The organism is Hydrogenobacter sp. T-8 (assembly GCF_011006175.1).
In the GTDB taxonomy this organism is placed as follows: Bacteria; Aquificota; Aquificia; order Aquificales; family Aquificaceae; genus Pampinifervens; species Pampinifervens florentissimum.
This window is the reverse complement of sequence record NZ_CP048795.1, coordinates 263,560-283,838: the sequence shown is the minus strand read 5'-3', so window position 1 is coordinate 283,838 and position 20,279 is coordinate 263,560. Positions and strand designations below refer to the sequence as shown.

Sequence of the window (20,279 nt, the reverse complement as noted above, 5' to 3'; positions counted from 1 at the left end):
TAGTATCAAAAAACTCAACTAAAATGTAAATTAAGAAGGACAACATAGCTCTACCACAGCCATAAATTTATCCCCCTCCTTCTTCATAACTACGTTGGCACCGAGAATAGAAGCTATCTGTCTAACTATCATTAGCCCCATACCATAAGATGTGTCTTTGTTTTGTTCCCATCCTGTATTTACCATACTGTTAATTATGTAAATAACAACCTTGTTATCCCTTATTTCCCCTCTTATAAGGATTTCTGAGCCGTCTTTTGAGTATTTAACTGCATTATCCACAAGGTTCAAAAAAAGAGTAAAAAGAAGCTCATAATCGGATACTATTTCTGCATTTTTTATATCATCAACTAACATAATTATATCTCTGTTATATACCCCGCCCTTATAGAACTCAACTATATCTCTTATAAGTGCTACTACATTTATATGTATAGGATTTTCAATTTTTAGCTCCATCTCAGAAAGTATCTTAAGATTTCTCATCAGTTTTATAATACGTTTTATAGAGCGTTCAATAAGCCTTTTTGTTTCCTCCTCTACGTTTATAGTATAAAGGTTTGTTAATATTACCCCGAGGGGCGTCTTTATTTCATGAGATAAGTAAAGTGCAACTTCTCTTAATCTCCGAACATAGTTTTTATGCTCCTTAACATACTTTCTTACATCAAGCACTGTCATAGCAGTTATAAGCATGCTAACTACAAAAGCAGAAAACAGTGATGACAACAAAAGCAGGTTTAGTTTCTTGTTTATACGCATCATCGGCATTGCAACCAATAATTTGCATATAGATGATCCACAGTGAAAATTTTCTCCATAAACAAGATATTTGCCTGTATTTAGAACTTTATCTTCCGTGTTTGTCTGCTTTAATAGCTCCTCCAAGTCTGAAATACTTTTATTTGAACTTATTACTTTATTATGGTTATCTAGAATAAGTATTATGTAGTCGCTGGTTATATACTGATTATCATTTATATTTCCGTCCTCATTAAGCAAATAGACCATTTGCCTACCTACAGCAAGTAGATGATCTGACTCAAGCTCTATGAGGTAGCTACTGAATCTAAAAAATGTAAGGACAAAGAAAACACTTATTGGAATAAAAAACTTTAAAAATCCTATTAAATACAGCCTGTAAACCTTAAGGCTCATTAATATACTTTAACATATAACCTATACCAGGATAGCTAAGTATGTCATAATTATAAGCTCTAAGTAGCTTTCTCAATTTATGCATATGAGTTCTTAAAGATTCCATACATGCATCTTCATATGATCCCCATGCATAAGAAAGCAATGTATTGTAAGTGACTACTTTCTCTGCATGTTCTACAAGTTTTATAAGTAACATAAGTTGCTTTCTTGGTATTTGAATGTAAACATCATTTATTTTTGCACTCATATTGAAAAGATCTATATAAATACCTTTATAAATCAATATGTCTTCGTTTTCAAAGTTTTTGTATCTTCTTAATACTGCTTCTATTCTAGCTATAAGCTCCTCCGGATTGAAAGGTTTTGTTATGTAATCATCTGCTCCAGATTTCAAACATTTTACCTTTTGCCCCACATCTTCTATAACTGTTAGCACAATCACCGGTATTTTTTTTGTGTTTAGATGCTTCAACAATTCTTCACCATGTCCATCATCTAAAAGTAAATCCAGAAGGCATATATCAAAAGCCTCGTTTTCTATGAGTTGTATGGTATCATAAATACCCCTTGCTATAGAAACTTGCCAATTCCTATTCCCTAAAAATTTGCTTATTGAAATAGCCATATCAATTTCATCTTCCACTAACAGCACCTTCATGGACAAGCCTCACATAAAACATAATTTCCCTATCTATACAAAAGCGTCTCTTTACCTTTATTGTATATCCCACTCTTTTAATTACCTTTATGAACTTATCTGAAAAAAACCATTCAAAATGCGGTTCTACTAAAGCCACAAGCGTATTCGGAGCAAGTAGCTTTACAATCATAAGCATAATACCTACAAAATACTTTGGGTTGCTTATAACAAGGTCTTCTACGTAAACCTCTCCCCTTCTTCGTATGCGGAATATAAGGTAGCCAGCTTCTTCATCATTCTCGTAGAATATGTACGCCTTTTTATCCTTGAGGATTTCTATACTCTTTATCTCACTAAAGCCTTTCCATGTTTTTAGCTCAAGTTCCTTTAACCTTTCAAAGAGATTAGGTGCATTTACCTCCACAGCGTTCATACCTACAAGTTTAGCCAACCCTTATAAATTTTTTATAAAGTTCTAAAAGTTTATTGTTAGCCATATCACAAACTTATCTAAGTAGTTATTATTTCTCCTCCTGTTTAGCATATACTCAAGTTCATCATAGGTTCTTACACCGAAGTTTATCTCTGTAAACTTGTCAAGACCGTAGCTAAGTTTAAAGTCTGTTAACATATTCTTCGGAATGTAGTCCTCTTCAAAGGTCAAGGAAAAAACCAAAAGGGCAAATACATAAGCACTAAACCTCTTCCACATGCATATACCTCAAAAGTGGAGGTATTAGTATAATTATAAGAAGTCCCGATATTATCATACCACCTACAACTACTATAGCAAGAGGCTTTTGTATCTGACTTCCCACACCCTTGGAAATTGCAGTAGGTAGTAGTCCAAGGGATGCAGTAAAAGTGCTTATCAGTACAGCTCTCAGTTTTTCCATAGAGGCTTGTTTAATAGCTTCTATTTTTTCCATGCCATTTCTATAATGGTAAGCATAGCTCTTCATTAAGAGTAGTATGTTAAGTATAGATATACCAAGTATAGAAACAAAGCCTACTATTGCCGATAGGCTTATGGGATGTCTAGTTATAAACAGGCTTATTGAACCGCCGAAAAGGGCAAAAAGCACCCCTGAGCTTGCTATAAGAGTATTTCTAACAGATTTTGTAATAACGTAAAGGAAGACTAAAAGAGACATTATTGCTAAACTTCCAGATAGAATAAATCTCCTAAGTGCCTCAACCAAGCTTTTGAATTGCCCAGCCCAGTCCATATAGTAGCCTTCTGGCAATTTTATATCCTTTACAGCATCCTGAGCCTTTAAAATAGTGCCTGCCATATCTTTGGATGTAATACTGAACTTTATAGGTATATATCTTTTGTATTGTTCTCTATATATGAAGGATGCACCAGTTCCGAAGGATATGTCCGCTACTGCAGAAAGCGGTATAAAACTACCATCGGGTAATACAATGGGTATGTTTGCTATTTTTGATGGATCTTCTCTGTACTTATCTGGGAAAGAAACGATGAGAGAAAACCTCTTTTCACCCTCTATTACTTGAGTAGCTTCCTTGTCTCCAAGACTGGCAGACACTACATCCATAATATCTTGAACTGTGAGCCCATAAGCGGACAGACGACTTCTATCAGCTCTTATTACTAAGTTTGGTTGTCCTATTTCTCTAAAAATTCCCACGTCTTCTATGCCTTGCACTTTCCTTAGCCTCTCTGCTACTTCTTTTGCAAGTTTATCTAACTTTTCTAAATCATCACCAAATATTTTTACTGCATTCTCTCCCTTCACACCTGTTGTAACCTCTTCAAGGTTATCTTGTATATATTGGGAAATATTTATATCTGCTTTGGGGAATAGAGCTTTTACTTTGTTTCTAATAGCCTCCTCTAAGTCCTCCTTTGTTTTGAAAGATTTCCACTCAGAATAAGGTTTCAGGTCAATAAAGTACTCTGAGTTAAAAGGACCTGTAGGGTCTGTTCCATCTTCTGGTCTACCTACCTGAAATTCCACAGTTTTTATCTCAGGAAATTCTAAAAGTGCGTCTCTTACCCTTTTTGCATTTTCATAAGTTTGGTTTAATGATATAGAATAGGGGAATATTATACGCATATATATATTTCCCTCGTCCATTTGGGTATAAACTCAAGACCTAAACTTTTGATTAATAGCAGAGTTGTAACTGTAATAATAGAAAACACAACAAAAAGCACTCTACCTTTGAGATATACGATAAAACCAATAAGGCGCATATATAGGTCATCAAACAACCTTACCAAGGGAGTTTCCTTATGTGAAACCTTCTTTAAGAATCCCAATAAAGCTATTAGAAGAGTAAAGGTTAATACGATTGATGCAGCTATGGCATAAAGGTATGTTTCTACCATAGGAGCGAATATTCTTTTTTCTGCACCTTCCATAAGAAAGACTGGTATAAAAGCTATAGCGATAAGCACTATGGATAGTATTAACGGTCTTCCTACTTCTTGTGTAGAGTGTATAAGCACTCTCCTACCGGGCTCTTCATTTTTTAGAAGCCTGAAGTAGTTTTCCACAAAAAGAATTGGTATGTCCGCTATTATGCCAAAGTCTATAGCAGCTATAGACAAAAAGTTGGCAGATTTTCCAGAAATTGCTAAAATGCCAAGGGCGATAATCAAAGATAAAGGCACAATGGAAGCTACAATTATGGCTACTAAAAAGTTCCCTATGAATATAAATATGGAAAAAGCCACAAGAAGTATTCCCACTATCGCTATCTCACTAACTTTGTGCACAACAGTATCAATAAGTCTACCTCTTTCGTAAAAGGGTACCACCTTAACACCCTCTGGTAGTATATGAGAGTTGAGATCCTGAATTTTCTGATTTATAGATCTTATGGAAGGAATGCTTTGGGCGTCTCTACGCAAAATCACAACACCCATAACCACATCATCCTGTTTGTTTAGACCAACTATCCCTGTCCTAGGAATGTTACCTAACCTAACCGTAGCTATGTCCTTGATAAGTATAGGTGTGTTTTTTCTATATGCTACAACAGTATTTTCTATATCTTTTATGTCTTTTATAAGACCTACACCGCGTATTAGTAGAGATTGAGAGCCAAAATCTATGGGCCTACCTCCTGTGTTTACGTTTGACCTTGAAAGGGCGTTAACTATGTCAGAAAGAGATATCTTATACTTTACCAAGTCCTCTGGATGAACTTCCACCACATAAGCCTTTATGAATCCACCATAGCTTGCCACATCTTCCACGCCTTCTGCAGTTTTTAAATATCTGGCTATAACCCAATCCTGTAAAGTACGAAGTTCCATTAGGTTTTTGTCTCCAACAACAACATAACGCATCACTTCGCCTAGGGGATTAGGTATTATCTGCGGTGATACTCCATCGGGGAGGTTAACAGTTGAAAGTCTATTTATAACCTCCTGTCTCGCTTCGCGGTAGCTTACATTATAGGAAAACTTACATTTTATATCAGATAAGCCATATAGGGATACGGAATTAATCCTTTCTAAACCTCTCATGCCTGCAAGCGCAGTCTCAAGGGGTATGGTTATCTGTCTTTCTACCTCCTCTGCAGACCTTCCAGGATATATGCTAACTATTTCTATTATGGGAGGGGATGGGTCTGGAAAGGCTTCTATGTTTAGATTTCTTATAAAAACAAGGGAAACCAATCCCACCATTATACTCACAAGTATGAAGAGAATAGAGTTATCCAATACAAAGTTTACCCATCTTCTCATGGCTTTTCCTCAAGCATAGGAGCGGTGATCACCCTTTGACCTTCTTCTAAACCGATAACTGCAACGCGTTTACCTTCGAGCTTCTTTATGAAACTCACTTCTTTTAAGATTGGTTTGTTATTTTCTAAAACATACACATAAAACTTTCCGTCCTTGTATAGGATTGCACTTTCTGGTATTACCGCATATTTAGCCTTGCCCATGTATATCCTTACGTTAAAAAACATGTTTATTCTAAAGTCTTCTACATTATCAGGAGCTATGTAAACCTTTACTGTCCTTGTTTCTGGGTCCACCACATCGCTTACATATTTAACCTTCCCCGTGTATTTCTTGCCTGGAAAGGTACTTATGGAAAATTCCACACGATCACCCACCCTTATTTTGCTGGCGTCTTTATCTTGCACTAAAGCAGATATAAGAACTCTTGATGGTCTTGCTATACTTAGAATTTCTGTGGATGTGTCTACACTATCACCTACATGGGCTTTTATCTGGTAGACTATCCCGCTTACAGGAGACCTAACTTCTGAAATACCACCTTTACCACCCAAGAGTTTTAACTTCTCCTCCAATCCCTGCAGTTGTGCTTTTAGCACTTTGTAATTGGTCTCTGCATCCATAACTTCACTCTTAGGTATTGCTCCTATGCTATAGAGCTCTTCTTTGAGTTTGTATAACCTCTCTGCATTTGCAAGTTGAGCGGTTAAAGATATCTTTTGCGCGTATATATCCGTAATATCCGGTGCCTTTACCACCGCTAAAACTTCACCAACACCTACCCTATCTCCCACATTTACATTTATACTTTGGATTACACCTTGAACCCTTGGACTTATTTTTACTATACCGTCCTTGTCTGGCTCTACGAAACCAGTAACTTCTATAAGAGAAGGTATATCTTCATATTTAACTTCAACTGTTTTAGGGTTCTGAAGGACTTGCTTTTGTTCCTTTTCTTCTTGGGAAGTATGGCAGGATTGTACAAGCGCTAAAGCCAAAAGTAATAGAGCTATCCTATTCATAGTTCACTCCCTGCTGTTATTAGTAGGTAGTAAAGACTTTTTAAGGTATTATACTTAGACTGAATAAAGGATTGCATAAAAGAGCGGTATGTTCTTAAGGTATCTAAGAAATCCAAGGTTGATATACCTCCAATAGAATAAGCCTTTTTTGTTCTTTCTAATATATCTTCCATTACTCTTTTTCTCTCTAGCATAGCCTTATATATCCTTAGATTTGTTTCATAGTCTTCATAGGCTTTTAATACTTCCGTCTTTACCGATGCAATAGTTCTATCGAGAGATATCATAAGCTGCTCTTTTGTTGCTACAGCAGTAAGAAGGTCGCCTTGCCTTTTGTCAAATACAGGGAGATTTATAGATAGACCAAATCCTATGCCAGGTTTGTATTGGACTCCAAAGGCATCGTATTCAACATTTACAGTTATATCTGGTATGGAATAACTTTTCAAGAGTTTTATTTGATAATTTATAGAGTCTATTTGTTTTTCTATTGCTTTTATGCTTTCACGCTTTTTTATGGAATGTTCCAATAGCTCATTTATATTGACCTCTAACATATTCTCTTGAACTTCCTCAGGCTCATATACACCACCCAAGTAAAAGGAAATATCCTTTAAGTCCTTTTGATATGTTGCTCTTGCCACTTTTATGGCATCTTCAAGTTCCCCCTTGTATAGTTTTAGCTTTAGCAGGTCAATAAGGCTCAAAAAGCCCAGTTCCCGCCTTTTGGATTGAATTAGAAGAATTTGGTCAAAATCTTTTAGATCTTGTTCTAAGTAGTCAACATAGGCTCTATCTGCCAAACTTTGGAAGTATAAAGATGCAAAGTCTCTTATTACTGACCGTATAGATTCCTTCCATTGGTATTGTGTTGATTCCATGGTATACTTTGCGGAGAGTGTTCTATATTTTCTTTTTCCACCGAGTTCTATAGGTTGACTTATACCTATAGATAGCAGGGTATTGTTAGTATCATAAATTATATTTTTGCCAAAAGTCAGTCCTGTATAGTTTAAATATAGGCTTGGATTTTGTAAAAGACTTGCTTGTATTAGTGAGCCCTCTGCTTTTTTTATTTCAAGTTTTGATATTTTTACATCATAGTTTTTCTCTTTTATAATTTCTATAGCTTTTTTAAAACTTATGTTCCCATCTGCAAAACAAATACCCACAATAGCAAACAATACAACCAAAAGCATGGAGTACTATTATAGACATAGAGTGTTAAATTTTTATGAAGTCGAAGCAAACAGTTTATAATAGTCCACCACTACCCTTCTCACCTTCTCAAAAAGCTCTTTATCTTCAAGCTCCACTATGGCTCTTTTCCTTTCTGGGTTGTATTCTGGCATAGAGATAAAATAGCCTCCGTTTTTTGACTCGTAGAGCCTTATTCCTCTTATGAGAATCTTCCCGTCAATTCTTACATCCGCATAGGCGAGAAGTCGTGGTCTTCTTGTGGAGACTTCAAAGGGGTAAAAGTCTACAAGTTCTACATTCATGCCTTTTGCTTTTGAAGTTTTGAATACTTGTCTAACGCCAACCTTCTCTTTAGTCCGTTTACTCTGTCTATAAAGGTTATTCCCATAAGGTGGTCCATTTCGTGCTGAAAAACTATGGCTGGAAAGCCTTCAAGCTCGTATTCTTTTTCTTCGCCATTCAAGTCCAATGCCCTTACCTTTACTTTATTGTGTCTTTCTACTTCTACCATAAGACCGGGAAAAGAAAGGCAACCCTCTTTGTATTTTATGCTTCCTTCCGCAGAGATAACCTCGGGGTTTATTAAAACCAGCTTAAGAGGCGGGCTTTCCTTCTTTGGCGTGGTGTCTATAACCATAACCCTTAGGCTTACACCTATTTGGTTTGCTGCAAGACCTACACCTTCAGCATGATACATGGTCTCAAACATGTCTTTAACAAGCTCTTTTATTTCCTTATCTATAACATCTACCTTCTGGGTGGGTGTCTTCAATACAGGGTGAGGAAACCTAACTATCTCCCTTACCATAGGGATAAAAGTTTATGCCTTTTTTGCATGGTTTCAAGTCTTGCACGGCGTTGCAACAGTGTTGCAACATGCAACATATGATATAAAGCACTAATTCATAAAAGCATTGATAATTCTAAATCTTATGCTTATGGTTTTTGGCAAACTATTTGCGTAGCATAAAAACGAAAACCTTTAAAGGAGGTAGAACCATGGCAACACTTAGCAAGCTCAAAGAGCTCATGTCACTGCCTGGTGCAGTGGCAGCAGGGGAGTTTTCAGATGATGGTAGGCTTCTTGCCTACTACGGCAACATTGATGAGAAGTCCGCAGAGATCGCCGCTATGATGTGCGCTGCAAACAAGCTCATGGGCAATATGCAGGCAAAGGGTTGGAGTGCCTACACTGGGCAGGGTGGTTTTTACCCCGTCTATGGCTTTGCAGTTGCTGGAGGCAAATACGCCGCCTGCATAATGGGCAATGTGGGTGTGTTTTTGGAGCTTGATAAGGCAGATTTTGACAAGACCTTTGAAACCCTTTCCAAGTACATCTAAAAAGGAGGTGTAAACCATGGCAAACCTTGACAGGCTTATGAAAATCAAAGGTGTTTGGGCAGCAGGTGAGTTTACCGATGATGGTAAGCTCGTGGCTTACAAGGGAAACCTTTCAGAAGAGCACGCAGCTATGGCTGCGGAGATGTGTGCGGCTAACAATGCAATGGCTAAGATGCAGTGCGACGGATACACTGCACTTTCTGGTCAAGAATGGACGCCTCTTATAGGTTGGGCTCTTACTGGTCCAAAGTATTCTGTATGTGTAATGGGTAATGTGGGGGTATTCGTCAACAACGACGAGGTGTCCTTTAACGAGGTCTTCAAGGCACTCAGAGAAGTAGCGGGCAAATGACCGCCACCTGGGAAGGTCTCCTGCCTTCCCTCCTTTTTATTTCTGGAGGACAGGATGTGGAAGCTTATTTTTGCTGTGGGTTTGCTTTTAAACATTGCCTTAGCCAATGAACAGTTAGCAAGGCAGAGGGGTTGTATGGCATGCCATGACATAAAGGCAAAAAAGGTAGGACCAAGCTATACAGATATAGCTAAGAAATACAAGGGTAGAGGGGATGCGGTGGACTATCTTACAGAAAAAACCCTCAAGGGTGGTGCGGGTGTTTGGGGTAGTATTCCCATGCCACCTCAAAAGATACCAGAAGCAGAAGCCAGACAGATAGTCCAATGGATACTCTCTCTTGAATAGGAGGTCTGAGATGTATAAGTTTTTGTCAGAGGAGTGGATAAAAGCCTACATGGAGGAATGGAACAAGAACGAGAAGCTAAAGTCTGACCTGAGAGATTTCTCTGCGAGCATAAAGTATTACATAGAGGGCAAGGAAGGAGAGGCGGTGGAGCTTGTAGTGGAAAATGGAACTGCAAAGTCCGCTGGAAAGGCTAACGCTCACAAATACGACTTTGAGCTATGGGCAAGCATAGAAAATTGGAAAAAGTTAGCAACAGGAGACATGGGGCCTCGTTCCGCAATGCTAACAAAGAGACTTAAGTTTAAGGGCTCTATGATAACCGCCATGAAGTATATGTCCGCATTCGAAGAGAGTCTAAGGATGATGTCAAGGATACCAACCAGCTGGGATTTATAATTTTGCCTATGGATTTTTCCCTCTTTGATAATCTTTTTGATGCGGTTCTTGTGATAGATGAAAATTTCAAGGTAGTTTACGCCAACAGGTCAGCTAAGGTTCTTTTACAGCGTGAGGATATAGAGGGTAGAAACTGCAGGGGACTGTTCTCCATATGTAATTCCTGCCCCTTTGGGTATGTGAGAGAGGAGGGGGAAGGGGTTCAGGTTTACGATGTGGAGACCATAAATTCAAAGCATGCTTGTTGGAGCATGTCGCCCTTGTATAAAGAGGGAAGGTTTGTGGGCGCCCTTGAAGTCTTCAGAGATGTTAGCAATGTGGTTCACTGCATAGTGGAGGCGGAGCGTCAGAGGACATACAAGGAGACCATACTTAACTCCATAGTGGAAGCCATACTGGTGCTTGACTCAGAGGGTAATGTAATAGAACACAACAAGGTCGCCAGTAAAATGCTTTGTAGGGAAGAGGAGGATATACTATTGGGCAAGAACATAAAGGAGCTTATAAACCTATCCCTTGAAGAGCTACCTCCAGAAGGTGAAAGGTCTGATATATTCGTGGAAACTCCCTGCGGAAGACAGAAGGCATCTCTTCTTGTTTCTCCCATGTCCTCTGGCTTTGGTTATGTGGTCTCCTTGTATGTGTTAAACGATGTATCTGTGTGTGAGCTGGGAGAAGAGGAGACAATAATAACAAAAAGCCCGGTCTTTCAGAAGGTGCTGGACACGGTAAAAACCATAGCGGATTACGATGTGAACGTCCTTATTGAGGGAGAAACGGGAACAGGTAAAAGCCTACTTGCTAAATACATACATTACCTTTCTCCTAGAAGAAACGGTCCCTTTGTAAAGGTAAATTGTGCTGCTATCCCTGAAAGCCTGCTCGAAGCTGAACTTTTTGGTTATGTAAAAGGTGCTTTTACTGGAGCTGTGAAGGACAAGCCTGGCAAGGTGGAGCTGGCGGAAGGTGGCACTCTCTTTTTGGATGAGATAGGTGACATGCCACTGCCTTTGCAGGCAAAAATTCTTCACTTGGTGCAGGAAAAAGAGTTTGAAAGGCTTGGAGATACAAGGACAAGAAGAGCGAACCTTCGCATAATAGCCTCCACTAACAAAAACCTGAAGGAGCTTATAAAGCGCGGTGAATTCAGAGAAGACCTCTACTACAGGCTGAGCGTGGTAAAACTGCACCTTCCACCTCTCAGGGAAAGGAAAGAGGACATACCTATTCTTATCAAGCACCTTTTGGAAAAATACACAAGGAAATACGCAAGGAGGCTTAAGGGCTTTTCCGCCGAAGCCATGAGACTTCTTTTATCCTATCACTTTCCTGGCAATGTGCGGGAGCTTGAGAACATAGTGGAACATGCGGTTATTACCTGCAGAGGAAGTCTGATAAATGTGGAAGATATCCAGATAGAAGCGGAAACCCTTCAGAGAGACCGGGAGGAAGAAAAGGAAAGGATAAAGAGGGTTCTTGAGCAGGTAGGGGGAAACAGAAGCCTTGCGGCGAGGATGTTGGGTATGCATAGAACCACCCTCTGGAGGAAGCTAAGGGAGCTGGGCATAGGGTAAAATATTCTCATGAAGGTGGTGGCAAAAAGCGTAAGCATAGAGGTGGTAGGTGAAATAGATAGGTGCCATGACGGGGAGAATTCCAAGTTTTACTGCCTGCCGGTGAGGATTCACTTTGAAAATGGCGAGGTAAAGGAATACATGCTCAGAGCCCATGGAGAGCCAAAAACCCTCAAGGACTTTTTGGAAAACAAAAAGGGTCTTAGAGACAAGATGGAAAAAGCCTTTGGTCTAACTGAGGATGGCAATATCATATACGTAGGATATTTAGAAGAGTCCTCTGGCTCTTGATATATCTTCCTCTATCTGCCTTTTAAGCTCCTCTGGATTGGAGAACTTTTTCTCTTCTCTAAGGAACTTGAGAAACTCCACACTTATTTCCTTACCTCTCAAATTTCCCTCAAAGTCAAGTATATGAACCTCCAAGACCCTTTTACTGCCTCCAAAAGTAGGTCTTACTCCATAGTTGGCAACTCCCATAAAACTGCCTTCAACCCTTACCGCATATACACCCTCTTTAAGGCAGAGGTTTTCTGTGTTTTGTAGGTTAGCGGTGGGAAAGCCAAGGGAGGAGCCCCTCCTGTCTCCACTGACCACCTTCCTTCTTATGACGTAATTTCTACCAAGATAAAGGGAAGCCTCCTCAAGCCTTCCCATGTGAAGTAGTCTCCTTATAAGGGTGCTACTTACCACATGCCCGTTTATCCTGAAAGGTTCAATCTCCTCCACCTCAAAACCCATCTCTTTCCCCATTTCCTTGGCAAGCTCTATCTCTCCCTCACGCTTGTATCCAAACCTCCAATCGTAGCCAACCACGAGATGCCTGCACTTTAACCTACTCCATAGAATTTCCCTTATAAACTCCTCCGCAGAAAGCTTAGAAAATCTTCTATCAAACCTTATGAAGACTATCTGTTCCACACCCTGCTCAAGAATTAGGCTTGCCCTCTCCTGTATGCTGGTGAGCTCGCAGGGTGCCTGTGCTGGGCTTAGGATTTTCAAGGGATGGGGGTAGAAGGAAAGCACTACGCTCCTTAGCCCCTTATCCTTAGCCCTTAGGGCTACCCTCTCCAGAAGGTGTCTATGTCCCCTGTGAACACCGTCAAAGTTGCCAACGGTGACCACAGAGGGCTCTGTAAGCTCCTGAAGGCACCTTAAACCCTTCAGGCATCCGCTCTGAGTTGTTTTCAGACAAACTACCTTTTCCATAGCTTTTTTATACGCTCCCAGAAACTCTCCTCCTGAGTTATCTCCAGTTTCTCCTCCACTACAAACCTGTCCATATATTCATCCAAAAGCAAAAACCTATCGCATACCTTTCTAAGATGATAAGAGCTTGTCCTCTTGAAGGTGGCGTTCTCAACCCTTTTGCCAATTCTTTGCACCTCCTCCACCGTGTAGGAAAAGTCGCTGTCTCCACTTACCAGCACTGCGGTGTCGTAGGTGTTCATGTGAGCCATGCTGAGCATGTCCGTTGCAAGCATTATATCCACTTCCTTCTCTATGTATTCACCCGAGGGAAGCCTTCTTAACTTTGCCAGCTTTACCTTTATGCCTTGTAGAGACAGCTCCTCAAGAAACCTCCTTTGCCTGAGATAGCTTTCCCACTCTGGACTGTTCTTCTTTATGTCCTTCTCCTGAGGAATAGCCCCATAAAAGTATGCTCTTATAAGTTTTCTGTCTTCCTTTAGAAAGTCCACTAACTTCTGATAGTCTATCTTTATGTTCATATACCTTATGGCATGAAAAAGGTTAGAGCCATCTATGAATATTACCACCCTTTCATAGTTCATAGAGCAAACCGCATAAAGCAGGCAAGCCCGTCTATCCTTCTCTTGAGCTCTTCTGAAGATACAACCTTTATCCTTGCCCTCTCCTCAAGGGCAAATTCAATGACCTCATCCACCACATCTGGGACAGGATAGACCCTATCCTCCAAGGGACATTCTGGTGTAAGAAGAGGCAGGTGGGACTTTTCGCACACATATCCCGGTTTTTGGAAATCATCAGGAAGTAGCAGAAGTCTTACGTTTCCGTTGTATAACTGCTCCAAAACCTTTGAAGTGCCGTTGACCGCAAGACCCCTACCTTCTAACTCCTGCAGTTCCTCTATCAGGCTCTTCTCTTCTTCCCTACTTTTGCTCATAAGGAGCTGGTAGACCTTTTCCCTAAGTTCCACATCCTCCACGTAGGATGGGTTCATATTTATATATCCTACGAGCCTCTCCAAAAGGTATGGGTGCAGGTGGTTTTCTATCTGCCTTATATCCTCTCTGTCGGAACCTATGATCAGTTTGTCAAACTTGTTCTCTTTCCAAGCCTCCATAAGAGCATCGCTCGCAATCTTGAAGAGCCTATGCTTTTCTTCCTTTATCCTCATGTTAAACCTGTATTCACCAAAAGAGTGCTGGACCATGTTTGGACCACCTATTCTGGAGGGCATGGAAAACCTCATAGTCCCTTCCGCCCCCTTGAGCATACTACCTCCAGAGTGAAACCTGTGTGCCCTTGTAGCAAGAGGCTCCATGAAGTCCAATACCTCTACCGTTCCCTCAAGGTCCATAAGAAAGAACCTTACATGCTTTCTGTCTATAAGGAGCACACCTACTCTGCCAAGCTCCTCGTCAATCACCGCTATTTCTCTTATCAGAGGATCCTGGTCAATCATGAGCCTGTTTTTGTAGGTGTATGGTAGCTTAACAACTTCAAAAAGCCCTCTAAGGGAAGAGGAGAAGATAGCTATTCCTCTGCATCCCTTGAGGTTTTCTGGCTCTGAAAGAAAGTCTTCCATTCTCCTAAAGTCCTCTTCCAAAGACTTAAGAACATCATTCTCTAATTCTCGCTCCTTTAGAAGTTCCTTCTGAGCTTTAACCAAATCCTTAAAGGTCCTTAGATACTTTCTGTCTGTCCTTTCTTCCACGCCGAGCTTAAGGTATAGGTTGGCAACCATGTAGTTGTTTGGTTTGAAGCTCAAAAGCCTTTCAATGACCTCTTTCAAACTGTTCATCAATCACCTCCTTTCTCGATTACCTTTAATCTCTATATTTTATCAGAAGCTCCCTGGCATATCTGTCCTTGCTTTTATCATCCTCACCCCAAAGCATACCAAGAACCTTCCATCTTTTTGTTTCGCCAAAGGTAAAGTATATCCTTCCACCTATGGGCTTGAGTTTAAACACGTTTTTGTAGCCCTTCATTACCTCAAACCTTTCTTCCCTGTCCTTCATGTTGAGAAGCATAAGCTCCCTAAGAAACTCCCTCTTTGTTTCCCTGTCAAGCTCTAAAAACTCCCTTATGGCTCTGTCTTCAAACTCTATGTTTTCAAAGAGAGTTGAAAGTAGGTCTTCGTATATTTGTCTTTTGCTCTCCACCTGCTTGAGGAGGTCTTCCACCTGTAGCTGCAGTTTTTCTCTTTCCCTTTTTTCTGTCTCAAACTTTTGTAGAAGCCCTTCATACTTTTGGCTTATCTCCATGTTTTCCCTTGAAAGCTCTTCCAGAAGCTCCTGTAAGGATATGAGCTCTTTGGATAACCTTTTTCTTTCTTGCCTTAACCTTGATAATTCCTCCTTGCCTCCCTTTGGTTCTGTGTCCTGCATGGCTTCAAGCATCTGGAAAAGCTCCCTGTTTATTCTTGTAAGTCTTTCAAGCCTTTCTGTGTACTCCATGAGCTTTTTTTGGTTTTCCTGTAGCTTTTTCAACAGAACTTGCCTTTCCCTTTCCAGTTCCTCCTTTTCCGCAAGCTCTTCCTCCCTGAGTTTTACAAGCTCTCTCTCTATAAGCTCTTTCTCCTTGGAAAGCCTTTCCGTTAGGTCTTTTGAGAGGTTTATCTGCTCAAAGAGCCTTGTTAGCTCTGTCTGGTTCCTGCTTAGCTCCTCTTCCAGCCTTCTTCTTTCCTCCTCCAGCTTCTTTGTCCTTTTTTCCACGGGAGACTCAAATAGCCAGATAAGGGACACAGTAAGCAAGAGGGAAGGAAGAAACTGGGTTATTACCTCATAGTCCTTTCTTAGGACTGAAAGCCCTATAACCTGAAAGAGGTAAACATAAGCGAGCCATATAACCGTCCTTTCCCTGTATCCAAAAAGCCATGCAAGGTAAAGGGCTGACATAAAGGATGCCACCATAAGAATACCCTCTGGCTGATGCGGGAAGATGTGAAGAGGTAAAAAATTAGACACATAGTGCAGGATAAAGTTGTAAGACACGATGAGAAAGAGCAGTTTAAGGGCGTCCCTTACCATTGAGTATAATATAGCCCATGTCTACCTTTGATAGACTTCTTAAGGTTATGGAGGAGCTTCGCTCCAAATGTCCCTGGGATAGGTCTCAGACCCACCAAAGCCTCAAAAAGTATCTTATAGAGGAGGCTTATGAGCTTCTTGATGCTATTGATTCTGGAGATGATGAAAAACTAAAGGAAGAGCTTGGAGACCTCTTGCTTCAGGTGGTTTTCCACTCTCAGATAGCAAAGGAGAGGTCTGCTTTTGACATAGAGGAGGTAATCCAAAGGCTTAATAAAAAGCTCATAGAGCGTCATCCCCATGTCTTTGGCTGTGAAACTCCAGAGGAGGTGCTCAAAAACTGGGAGGAGAGAAAGCTAAAAGATAGAGAAAGCATCCTTGACGGTGTTCCTAAGAGCCTTCCTGCACTTATGAGGTCTCAGAAACTTCAAGATAGGGCAAGCCTTGTGGGCTTTGACTTTGAAAGACCAGAGCAGGTTATAGAAAAGATAATGGAAGAGCTTCAAGAACTAAGGGAAGCCATGACCTCTGGAGATAAAGGAGAGCTTGAGCATGAGCTGGGAGACCTTCTTACTGCTGTGGTGGAGCTTGGAAGACTTCTCAAACTTGATGCGGAGCTATGCCTTCAAAAGGCAAACGACAGGTTTGAAAAGAGGTTTAGATATATGGAGAAGAGGGCAAAAGAGATGGGTAAAGACCTAAGACAGATGACCCTTGAGGAAATGGATGCCTTATGGCTTGAGGCTAAGAAGTTTGACTACACAGAAGAGGGCTGACCTTCCTGCCCGTCCTTTCCTCAAAGTATCTTGCGCCAGGCTTTCCAAGACTACTAGCACCAGCCAAGAGGTAAGCCTTTCTTCCGAGGGCTATTCCCCTTTGCTCCTTTGTTAAAAACTCCCTTAGCCACTCCATGCTTATGCCTCTGCCATCCTGCAGGGTGTCCGCAGGTAGGTAAGCTATGTCCTCTGCATCCAAACTGCCTATAAGCAAAATAAGAGACTTATCTGGGTTTATCTCTGCCTGAAGCTCCGCAGAGACTCTGTTTCTTAAGAGACTTTCCTCATATTCCTTTGGAACAAGAAAGGTAGGACTGCAAAGATTATCAAAAAACTCAAGAGGTTCATCTCTCAAGCCTTCTGTCAAAATTACCCTTAGCCCACCCTTGTTGTAGTATATGACCCTTCCTACCTTTTCCACTGGGTCCGCTTTGAGAAGACCTCTTATAGAGGGAGAGTAGGGTCTTACAAAGGATGGGATTGTCTGGCCCTTGACCTCAAGTTTTCCTTGCAAAACCTTCCAATTGAGAAAGCCAAATTCCCACTCCTTGCAAGAAAGTCCAAGCTCCTGTTCCGCAAAGAGCCTTGCTCCTTTTATAAAGCTCAGCTCCTCCTTGCTTCCCGGTCTTCTGCCGCCAAAGGAGACCAAATCCCACTGCACTGGACCCTTCTTCTGCTTAAAAAGTCCATATATGCATCCGCAGTAGTCCTGATGGTATAGCTCTAACTCCCTTGAAAGCCTGAACATCTCCTGAGTGCCACCACCCTTGCGATAGTCCAAAGCCAAAAACTCAATGCCTGAGCCTTCAGATACCTTTTGCCCGCTCTCTTTTAGCATAAGAAACTCCTTCTTGGGGCTCATAAGCAAGGTGGTGGTCAGATGCGTGGCACCCACCTCTTTGGCAAACTGGAGACTTCTGAGGAGCCTGTAGTCAAAACATATGGCACACCTTTTACCTCTCTCTGGCTCATCCTCATAGCCTTTTACCGCAGAAAGCCAACTCTCCAGGTCGTATTCGCCCTCATACAGCTCAATGCCCAGCTCCTTGCATATCCTTTCTGTTTCCAAAAGCCTGAGCCTATACTCTTCATAGGGGTGGATATTCGGGTCGTAGAAAAAGCCCACTATCTCAGACTGTGGATAATCCTCTCTCAGCCTTTTTAGAAAGTAAACCGCATCAGGTGCACAGCATATATGGACTAAAATCTTCATTTCTTACCTTTCACATACTGCTCCCAGTTTTCTGGGTTAAAGGGTGATAGCTCTCTGAGAAGTTTTACCGTCTTTGGAAACTCCTCTATCACATAGTCCACATCCTCATCCGTGTTATCCCTTCCAAAGCTAAAGACTATAGAGCCGTTGGCTACTTCTTTGGGAACACCTATTGCAAAAAGCACATGAGACTGCTTTAGAGCCAAAGACACGCAGGCAGAACCAGAGGCTGTCTCTATACCCATAAGGTCAAGCCTAAGGAGCATAGCTTCTCCTTCTATCAGGTGGACTATCAGAGAAAGATGGTGTGGTAGCCTTTGCGTGGGATGTCCAGTAAACTCTATCAGCTCAAGTCTTTCTTCAAGCCCTTTTCTTACCCTATCTCTGTAAGAGGAAAGCCTTTCCATTCTCTCTGGCAGTTCTCTCATGGCAAGCTCGCAGGCAGCACCAAAGCCCACTATACCCGGCACGTTTTCCGTTCCAGCCCTTACACCCCTTTCTTGAGTTCCACCCTCTATTAGTGGTCTTATCTTTACACCCTTTCTTGTCCACAAGGCACCCACACCCTTAGGTCCATACATAAGGTGTGCGGTAAAGGAGGCGGCATCTACACCCCAATCCTTTAGGTCTACAGGATAGTGTCCCAGAGTTGGGCATGCGTCCGTGTGGAAGATAACCTTTGGGTTTTTTTCCTTTACAGATTTTACAAGCTCCTTTATGTTTTGTATAGTCCCTATCTCTCTGTTAGAATGCCCTATGCTCACAAGAACCGTATCTGGTCTGACCGCATCCGCCAGTTGCTGTGGGTCTATAAGTCCGTATTTGTCTGGCTTTAGGTAGGTTACCTCCCAGCCCTTCTTCTCAAGGCTTTTTAGAGGATGCAGTATAGAGTGGTGCTCTATCTCTGTGGTAATTATATGTCTTCCCTTCTTCTCATAAGCTTCCGCTATACCCTTTATGGCTAAGTTGTTAGCTTCTATACCTCCAGAGGTGAAGATAAACTCCTCAGGGCTGTTGGCGTTAGTAAGGCTTGCCAGCTTTTCACGGGCTGAGTTTATGGCTTTCTTTGCGATCTGCCCAAAGCTGTGCAGAGATGTGGGGTTTCCAAAATGTTCCCTGAAGTATGGGAGCATTGCCTCGAGCACTTCCTCTGCCACTGGCGTTGTGGCTATATGGTCCAAATAAACCACCCTTTTGCCTGCCTTTTTTACAAACATTTCTTACCTCCTTTCTGTTATATCACTTATGAGCTTTGCTATGCTTACAAAGGCTCTGGCAGTGTCTGAGTCTGGGTGGCTTTCCACCACCGGCACTCCCAGGTCAGAGGTCTCCGCAAGCTCTGGGTCAATGGGTATTGAACCGAGTATCTTAAGCCCGTAGGCGGTGGCAAACTCTGCCACCCTACCCTTTCCAAAGATGTAATATTTCTTGCCACTATCGGGACATACAAAGTAAGCCATATTTTCTATAACACCCAGAACGGGTATCTGAACCTCTTTGAACATGGCGACCGCCTTTTTCACATCTGCCAGAGCCACATCCTGAGGGGTGGTGACCACCACCGCACCTCCCATATGCACGTTCTGTGCAAGTGTCAGCTGAACATCTCCTGTTCCGGGTGGTAGGTCAAGTATAAGGTAGTCAAGTTCACCCCAGTTTACATCAAAAAGAAACTGCGTAAGGGCTTTCATAAGCATTGGACCCCGCCATATTACGGGCGTGTCCTCGGAGGGGAGCAAAAAACCTATAGAAAGCAGTTTTATTCCATACTTTTCTATGGGTATTATCCTATTGTTTTCGTCCACATGCACCCTCTCGCCCTTGACGCCCATTATGGTGGGTATGCTGGGTCCATATATGTCCGCATCCAAAAGACCAACCCTGTATCCGAGCTTTGAAAGAGCAAGGGCAAGGTTTGCAGAAACAGTAGACTTACCCACGCCACCTTTTCCGCTTCCCACCGCTATGAGGTGCTTTATGCCAGGAACCCTCCTGCGAGTAAAGGCAGGCGCACCCATAACAGGCTGTGCGGGAATGTCCTCCACAAACCTAACCTTTATATCTTCCACATCTGGCACCCTCTCAAGGGCATTTCTGGTCTTTTCAACGATATCCTCTTCAAGCCCCCTTTGAGGTAGCCTGTATACTATCTCAAGTGTCCTTCCTATGAGCTTTATATCTTTAACTAACTCAGATAGTCTTGAATTGTTAACCATCTCATCTCTGAGGGCTTCCATAATATCCTTTACCGCCATTTTTTCCTCCTGGCTTTTAGACATAATATAAT

Annotated in this window: 22 protein-coding genes and 1 pseudogene; 7 read left to right on the top strand and 16 right to left on the bottom strand. The window is 41.6% G+C overall.

The window, feature by feature from the left end; genetic code table 11:
- Positions 1-30: 30 nt before the first annotated feature.
- The 9 genes and pseudogenes from G3M65_RS01635 to def all read right to left on the bottom strand — a co-directional run bounded on the left by G3M65_RS01635 (position 31) and on the right by def (position 8,561).
- Positions 31-1,158, bottom strand: coding sequence for a sensor histidine kinase (locus G3M65_RS01635; protein WP_173832836.1), 1,128 nt, complete (start codon positions 1,156-1,158; stop codon positions 31-33).
- Positions 1,148-1,804 carry a response regulator transcription factor gene (locus G3M65_RS01630; RefSeq protein WP_254426287.1) on the bottom strand — a complete coding sequence of 219 codons (657 nt, stop codon included), beginning with the start codon at positions 1,802-1,804 and terminating at the stop codon, positions 1,148-1,150. The genes G3M65_RS01635 and G3M65_RS01630 overlap by 11 nt, the downstream gene beginning before the upstream one ends.
- Positions 1,794-2,234, bottom strand: a complete 441-nt coding sequence (locus G3M65_RS01625; RefSeq protein WP_173832834.1) for a hypothetical protein — start codon at positions 2,232-2,234, stop codon at positions 1,794-1,796. Before G3M65_RS01625 ends, G3M65_RS01630 begins: the two co-directional genes overlap by 11 nt.
- Positions 2,235-2,276: 42 nt before the next feature.
- On the bottom strand, positions 2,277-2,513 hold the full coding sequence (locus G3M65_RS01620; RefSeq protein WP_173832833.1) for a hypothetical protein: 237 nt from the start codon (positions 2,511-2,513) through the stop codon (positions 2,277-2,279).
- A pseudogene (locus G3M65_RS01615) lies at positions 2,497-5,468 on the bottom strand (efflux RND transporter permease subunit). The gene G3M65_RS01620 and the pseudogene G3M65_RS01615 overlap by 17 nt, the downstream one beginning before the upstream one ends.
- Before the next feature lie 56 nt (positions 5,469-5,524).
- Positions 5,525-6,553, bottom strand: coding sequence for an efflux RND transporter periplasmic adaptor subunit (locus tag G3M65_RS01610; protein WP_173832832.1), 1,029 nt, complete (start codon positions 6,551-6,553; stop codon positions 5,525-5,527).
- Positions 6,550-7,752, bottom strand: a complete 1,203-nt coding sequence (locus G3M65_RS01605; protein WP_173832831.1) for a TolC family protein — start codon at positions 7,750-7,752, stop codon at positions 6,550-6,552. The genes G3M65_RS01610 and G3M65_RS01605 overlap by 4 nt, the downstream gene beginning before the upstream one ends.
- Before the next feature lie 33 nt (positions 7,753-7,785).
- Positions 7,786-8,055: a septation protein SpoVG family protein gene (locus G3M65_RS01600; protein WP_173832830.1), complete on the bottom strand. Its 270-nt coding sequence runs from the start codon at positions 8,053-8,055 to the stop codon at positions 7,786-7,788.
- Positions 8,052-8,561, bottom strand: coding sequence for a peptide deformylase (def, locus tag G3M65_RS01595; protein ID WP_173832829.1), 510 nt, complete (start codon positions 8,559-8,561; stop codon positions 8,052-8,054). The genes G3M65_RS01600 and def overlap by 4 nt, the downstream gene beginning before the upstream one ends.
- Positions 8,562-8,752: 191 nt before the next feature.
- Between def and G3M65_RS01590 the strand changes: the two genes are divergently transcribed.
- From G3M65_RS01590 to G3M65_RS01565, 6 genes are read left to right on the top strand one after another with little or no spacing between them, the layout of a single operon-like run.
- A complete protein-coding gene (locus G3M65_RS01590) occupies positions 8,753-9,094 on the top strand; it encodes a DUF2173 family protein (RefSeq protein ID WP_173832828.1) in 342 nt (113 codons plus the stop codon).
- A gap of 16 nt (positions 9,095-9,110) precedes the next feature.
- The gene (locus G3M65_RS01585) at positions 9,111-9,446 is read left to right on the top strand and encodes a DUF2173 family protein (protein WP_173832827.1); all 336 of its coding nucleotides are present in this window, start codon (positions 9,111-9,113) and stop codon (positions 9,444-9,446) included.
- A 54-nt stretch (positions 9,447-9,500) separates the two neighbouring features.
- Positions 9,501-9,794 carry a c-type cytochrome gene (locus G3M65_RS01580; RefSeq protein ID WP_173832826.1) on the top strand — a complete coding sequence of 98 codons (294 nt, stop codon included), beginning with the start codon at positions 9,501-9,503 and terminating at the stop codon, positions 9,792-9,794.
- Between the two features lie 10 nt (positions 9,795-9,804).
- Positions 9,805-10,191 carry an SCP2 sterol-binding domain-containing protein gene (locus G3M65_RS01575; RefSeq protein ID WP_173832825.1) on the top strand — a complete coding sequence of 129 codons (387 nt, stop codon included), beginning with the start codon at positions 9,805-9,807 and terminating at the stop codon, positions 10,189-10,191.
- Between the two features lie 8 nt (positions 10,192-10,199).
- Positions 10,200-11,765 (top strand): sigma 54-interacting transcriptional regulator, encoded by a 1,566-nt coding sequence (locus G3M65_RS01570; protein ID WP_173832824.1) that lies wholly within the window; start codon positions 10,200-10,202, stop codon positions 11,763-11,765.
- Between the two features lie 9 nt (positions 11,766-11,774).
- A complete protein-coding gene (locus tag G3M65_RS01565) occupies positions 11,775-12,056 on the top strand; it encodes a hypothetical protein (RefSeq protein ID WP_173832823.1) in 282 nt (93 codons plus the stop codon).
- Here G3M65_RS01565 and G3M65_RS01560 read toward each other — a convergent pair.
- Genes G3M65_RS01560 through G3M65_RS01545 form a run of 4 tightly spaced genes read right to left on the bottom strand, consistent with a single transcriptional unit; the run spans position 12,033 to position 16,003 of the window.
- Complete coding sequence (locus G3M65_RS01560) at positions 12,033-12,974, bottom strand: bifunctional riboflavin kinase/FAD synthetase (RefSeq protein ID WP_173832822.1); 942 nt, start codon at positions 12,972-12,974, stop codon at positions 12,033-12,035. The genes G3M65_RS01565 and G3M65_RS01560 overlap by 24 nt on opposite strands.
- Positions 12,962-13,558 carry a LabA-like NYN domain-containing protein gene (locus G3M65_RS01555; protein WP_173832821.1) on the bottom strand — a complete coding sequence of 199 codons (597 nt, stop codon included), beginning with the start codon at positions 13,556-13,558 and terminating at the stop codon, positions 12,962-12,964. Before G3M65_RS01555 ends, G3M65_RS01560 begins: the two co-directional genes overlap by 13 nt.
- On the bottom strand, positions 13,555-14,772 hold the full coding sequence (locus G3M65_RS01550; RefSeq protein ID WP_173832820.1) for a host attachment family protein: 1,218 nt from the start codon (positions 14,770-14,772) through the stop codon (positions 13,555-13,557). The genes G3M65_RS01555 and G3M65_RS01550 overlap by 4 nt, the downstream gene beginning before the upstream one ends.
- Positions 14,773-14,797: 25 nt before the next feature.
- Complete coding sequence (locus G3M65_RS01545) at positions 14,798-16,003, bottom strand: coiled-coil domain-containing protein (RefSeq protein ID WP_173832819.1); 1,206 nt, start codon at positions 16,001-16,003, stop codon at positions 14,798-14,800.
- Between the two features lie 17 nt (positions 16,004-16,020).
- Between G3M65_RS01545 and mazG the strand changes: the two genes are divergently transcribed.
- Positions 16,021-16,779 (top strand): nucleoside triphosphate pyrophosphohydrolase, encoded by a 759-nt coding sequence (gene mazG / locus G3M65_RS01540; protein WP_173832818.1) that lies wholly within the window; start codon positions 16,021-16,023, stop codon positions 16,777-16,779.
- On the opposite strand, the gene G3M65_RS01535 is transcribed toward mazG, so the two are convergent.
- The 3 genes from G3M65_RS01535 to G3M65_RS01525 are packed head-to-tail and all read right to left on the bottom strand — an operon-like array spanning position 16,748 to position 20,247.
- Positions 16,748-17,992 (bottom strand): epoxyqueuosine reductase QueH, encoded by a 1,245-nt coding sequence (locus tag G3M65_RS01535; RefSeq protein ID WP_173832817.1) that lies wholly within the window; start codon positions 17,990-17,992, stop codon positions 16,748-16,750. The two genes, mazG and G3M65_RS01535, sit on opposite strands and share 32 nt — an antisense overlap.
- Positions 17,989-19,209: a cysteine desulfurase family protein gene (locus tag G3M65_RS01530; protein ID WP_173832816.1), complete on the bottom strand. Its 1,221-nt coding sequence runs from the start codon at positions 19,207-19,209 to the stop codon at positions 17,989-17,991. The genes G3M65_RS01535 and G3M65_RS01530 overlap by 4 nt, the downstream gene beginning before the upstream one ends.
- 3 nt (positions 19,210-19,212) lie before the next feature.
- Positions 19,213-20,247, bottom strand: a complete 1,035-nt coding sequence (locus tag G3M65_RS01525) for an Mrp/NBP35 family ATP-binding protein (RefSeq protein ID WP_173832815.1) — start codon at positions 20,245-20,247, stop codon at positions 19,213-19,215.
- Positions 20,248-20,279: the final 32 nt, after the last annotated feature.

Coding starts and splice junctions, on each gene's coding strand:
- G3M65_RS01545 (WP_173832819.1), bottom strand. CDS start 16,003: ATGGTAAGGGACGCCCTTAAACTGCTCTTTCTCATCGTGTCTTACAAC.
- G3M65_RS01635 (WP_173832836.1), bottom strand. CDS start 1,158: ATGAGCCTTAAGGTTTACAGGCTGTATTTAATAGGATTTTTAAAGTTT.
- G3M65_RS01580 (WP_173832826.1), top strand. CDS start 9,501: ATGTGGAAGCTTATTTTTGCTGTGGGTTTGCTTTTAAACATTGCCTTA.
- mazG (WP_173832818.1), top strand. CDS start 16,021: ATGTCTACCTTTGATAGACTTCTTAAGGTTATGGAGGAGCTTCGCTCC.
- G3M65_RS01570 (WP_173832824.1), top strand. CDS start 10,200: ATGGATTTTTCCCTCTTTGATAATCTTTTTGATGCGGTTCTTGTGATA.
- G3M65_RS01600 (WP_173832830.1), bottom strand. CDS start 8,055: ATGAATGTAGAACTTGTAGACTTTTACCCCTTTGAAGTCTCCACAAGA.
- G3M65_RS01530 (WP_173832816.1), bottom strand. CDS start 19,209: ATGTTTGTAAAAAAGGCAGGCAAAAGGGTGGTTTATTTGGACCATATA.
- G3M65_RS01560 (WP_173832822.1), bottom strand. CDS start 12,974: ATGGAAAAGGTAGTTTGTCTGAAAACAACTCAGAGCGGATGCCTGAAG.
- G3M65_RS01555 (WP_173832821.1), bottom strand. CDS start 13,558: ATGAACTATGAAAGGGTGGTAATATTCATAGATGGCTCTAACCTTTTT.
- G3M65_RS01585 (WP_173832827.1), top strand. CDS start 9,111: ATGGCAAACCTTGACAGGCTTATGAAAATCAAAGGTGTTTGGGCAGCA.
- G3M65_RS01575 (WP_173832825.1), top strand. CDS start 9,805: ATGTATAAGTTTTTGTCAGAGGAGTGGATAAAAGCCTACATGGAGGAA.
- G3M65_RS01605 (WP_173832831.1), bottom strand. CDS start 7,752: ATGCTTTTGGTTGTATTGTTTGCTATTGTGGGTATTTGTTTTGCAGAT.
- G3M65_RS01535 (WP_173832817.1), bottom strand. CDS start 17,992: ATGAAGATTTTAGTCCATATATGCTGTGCACCTGATGCGGTTTACTTT.
- def (WP_173832829.1), bottom strand. CDS start 8,561: ATGGTAAGGGAGATAGTTAGGTTTCCTCACCCTGTATTGAAGACACCC.
- G3M65_RS01590 (WP_173832828.1), top strand. CDS start 8,753: ATGGCAACACTTAGCAAGCTCAAAGAGCTCATGTCACTGCCTGGTGCA.
- G3M65_RS01565 (WP_173832823.1), top strand. CDS start 11,775: ATGAAGGTGGTGGCAAAAAGCGTAAGCATAGAGGTGGTAGGTGAAATA.
- G3M65_RS01620 (WP_173832833.1), bottom strand. CDS start 2,513: ATGTGGAAGAGGTTTAGTGCTTATGTATTTGCCCTTTTGGTTTTTTCC.
- G3M65_RS01550 (WP_173832820.1), bottom strand. CDS start 14,772: ATGAACAGTTTGAAAGAGGTCATTGAAAGGCTTTTGAGCTTCAAACCA.
- G3M65_RS01610 (WP_173832832.1), bottom strand. CDS start 6,553: ATGAATAGGATAGCTCTATTACTTTTGGCTTTAGCGCTTGTACAATCC.
- G3M65_RS01525 (WP_173832815.1), bottom strand. CDS start 20,247: ATGGCGGTAAAGGATATTATGGAAGCCCTCAGAGATGAGATGGTTAAC.
- G3M65_RS01625 (WP_173832834.1), bottom strand. CDS start 2,234: ATGAACGCTGTGGAGGTAAATGCACCTAATCTCTTTGAAAGGTTAAAG.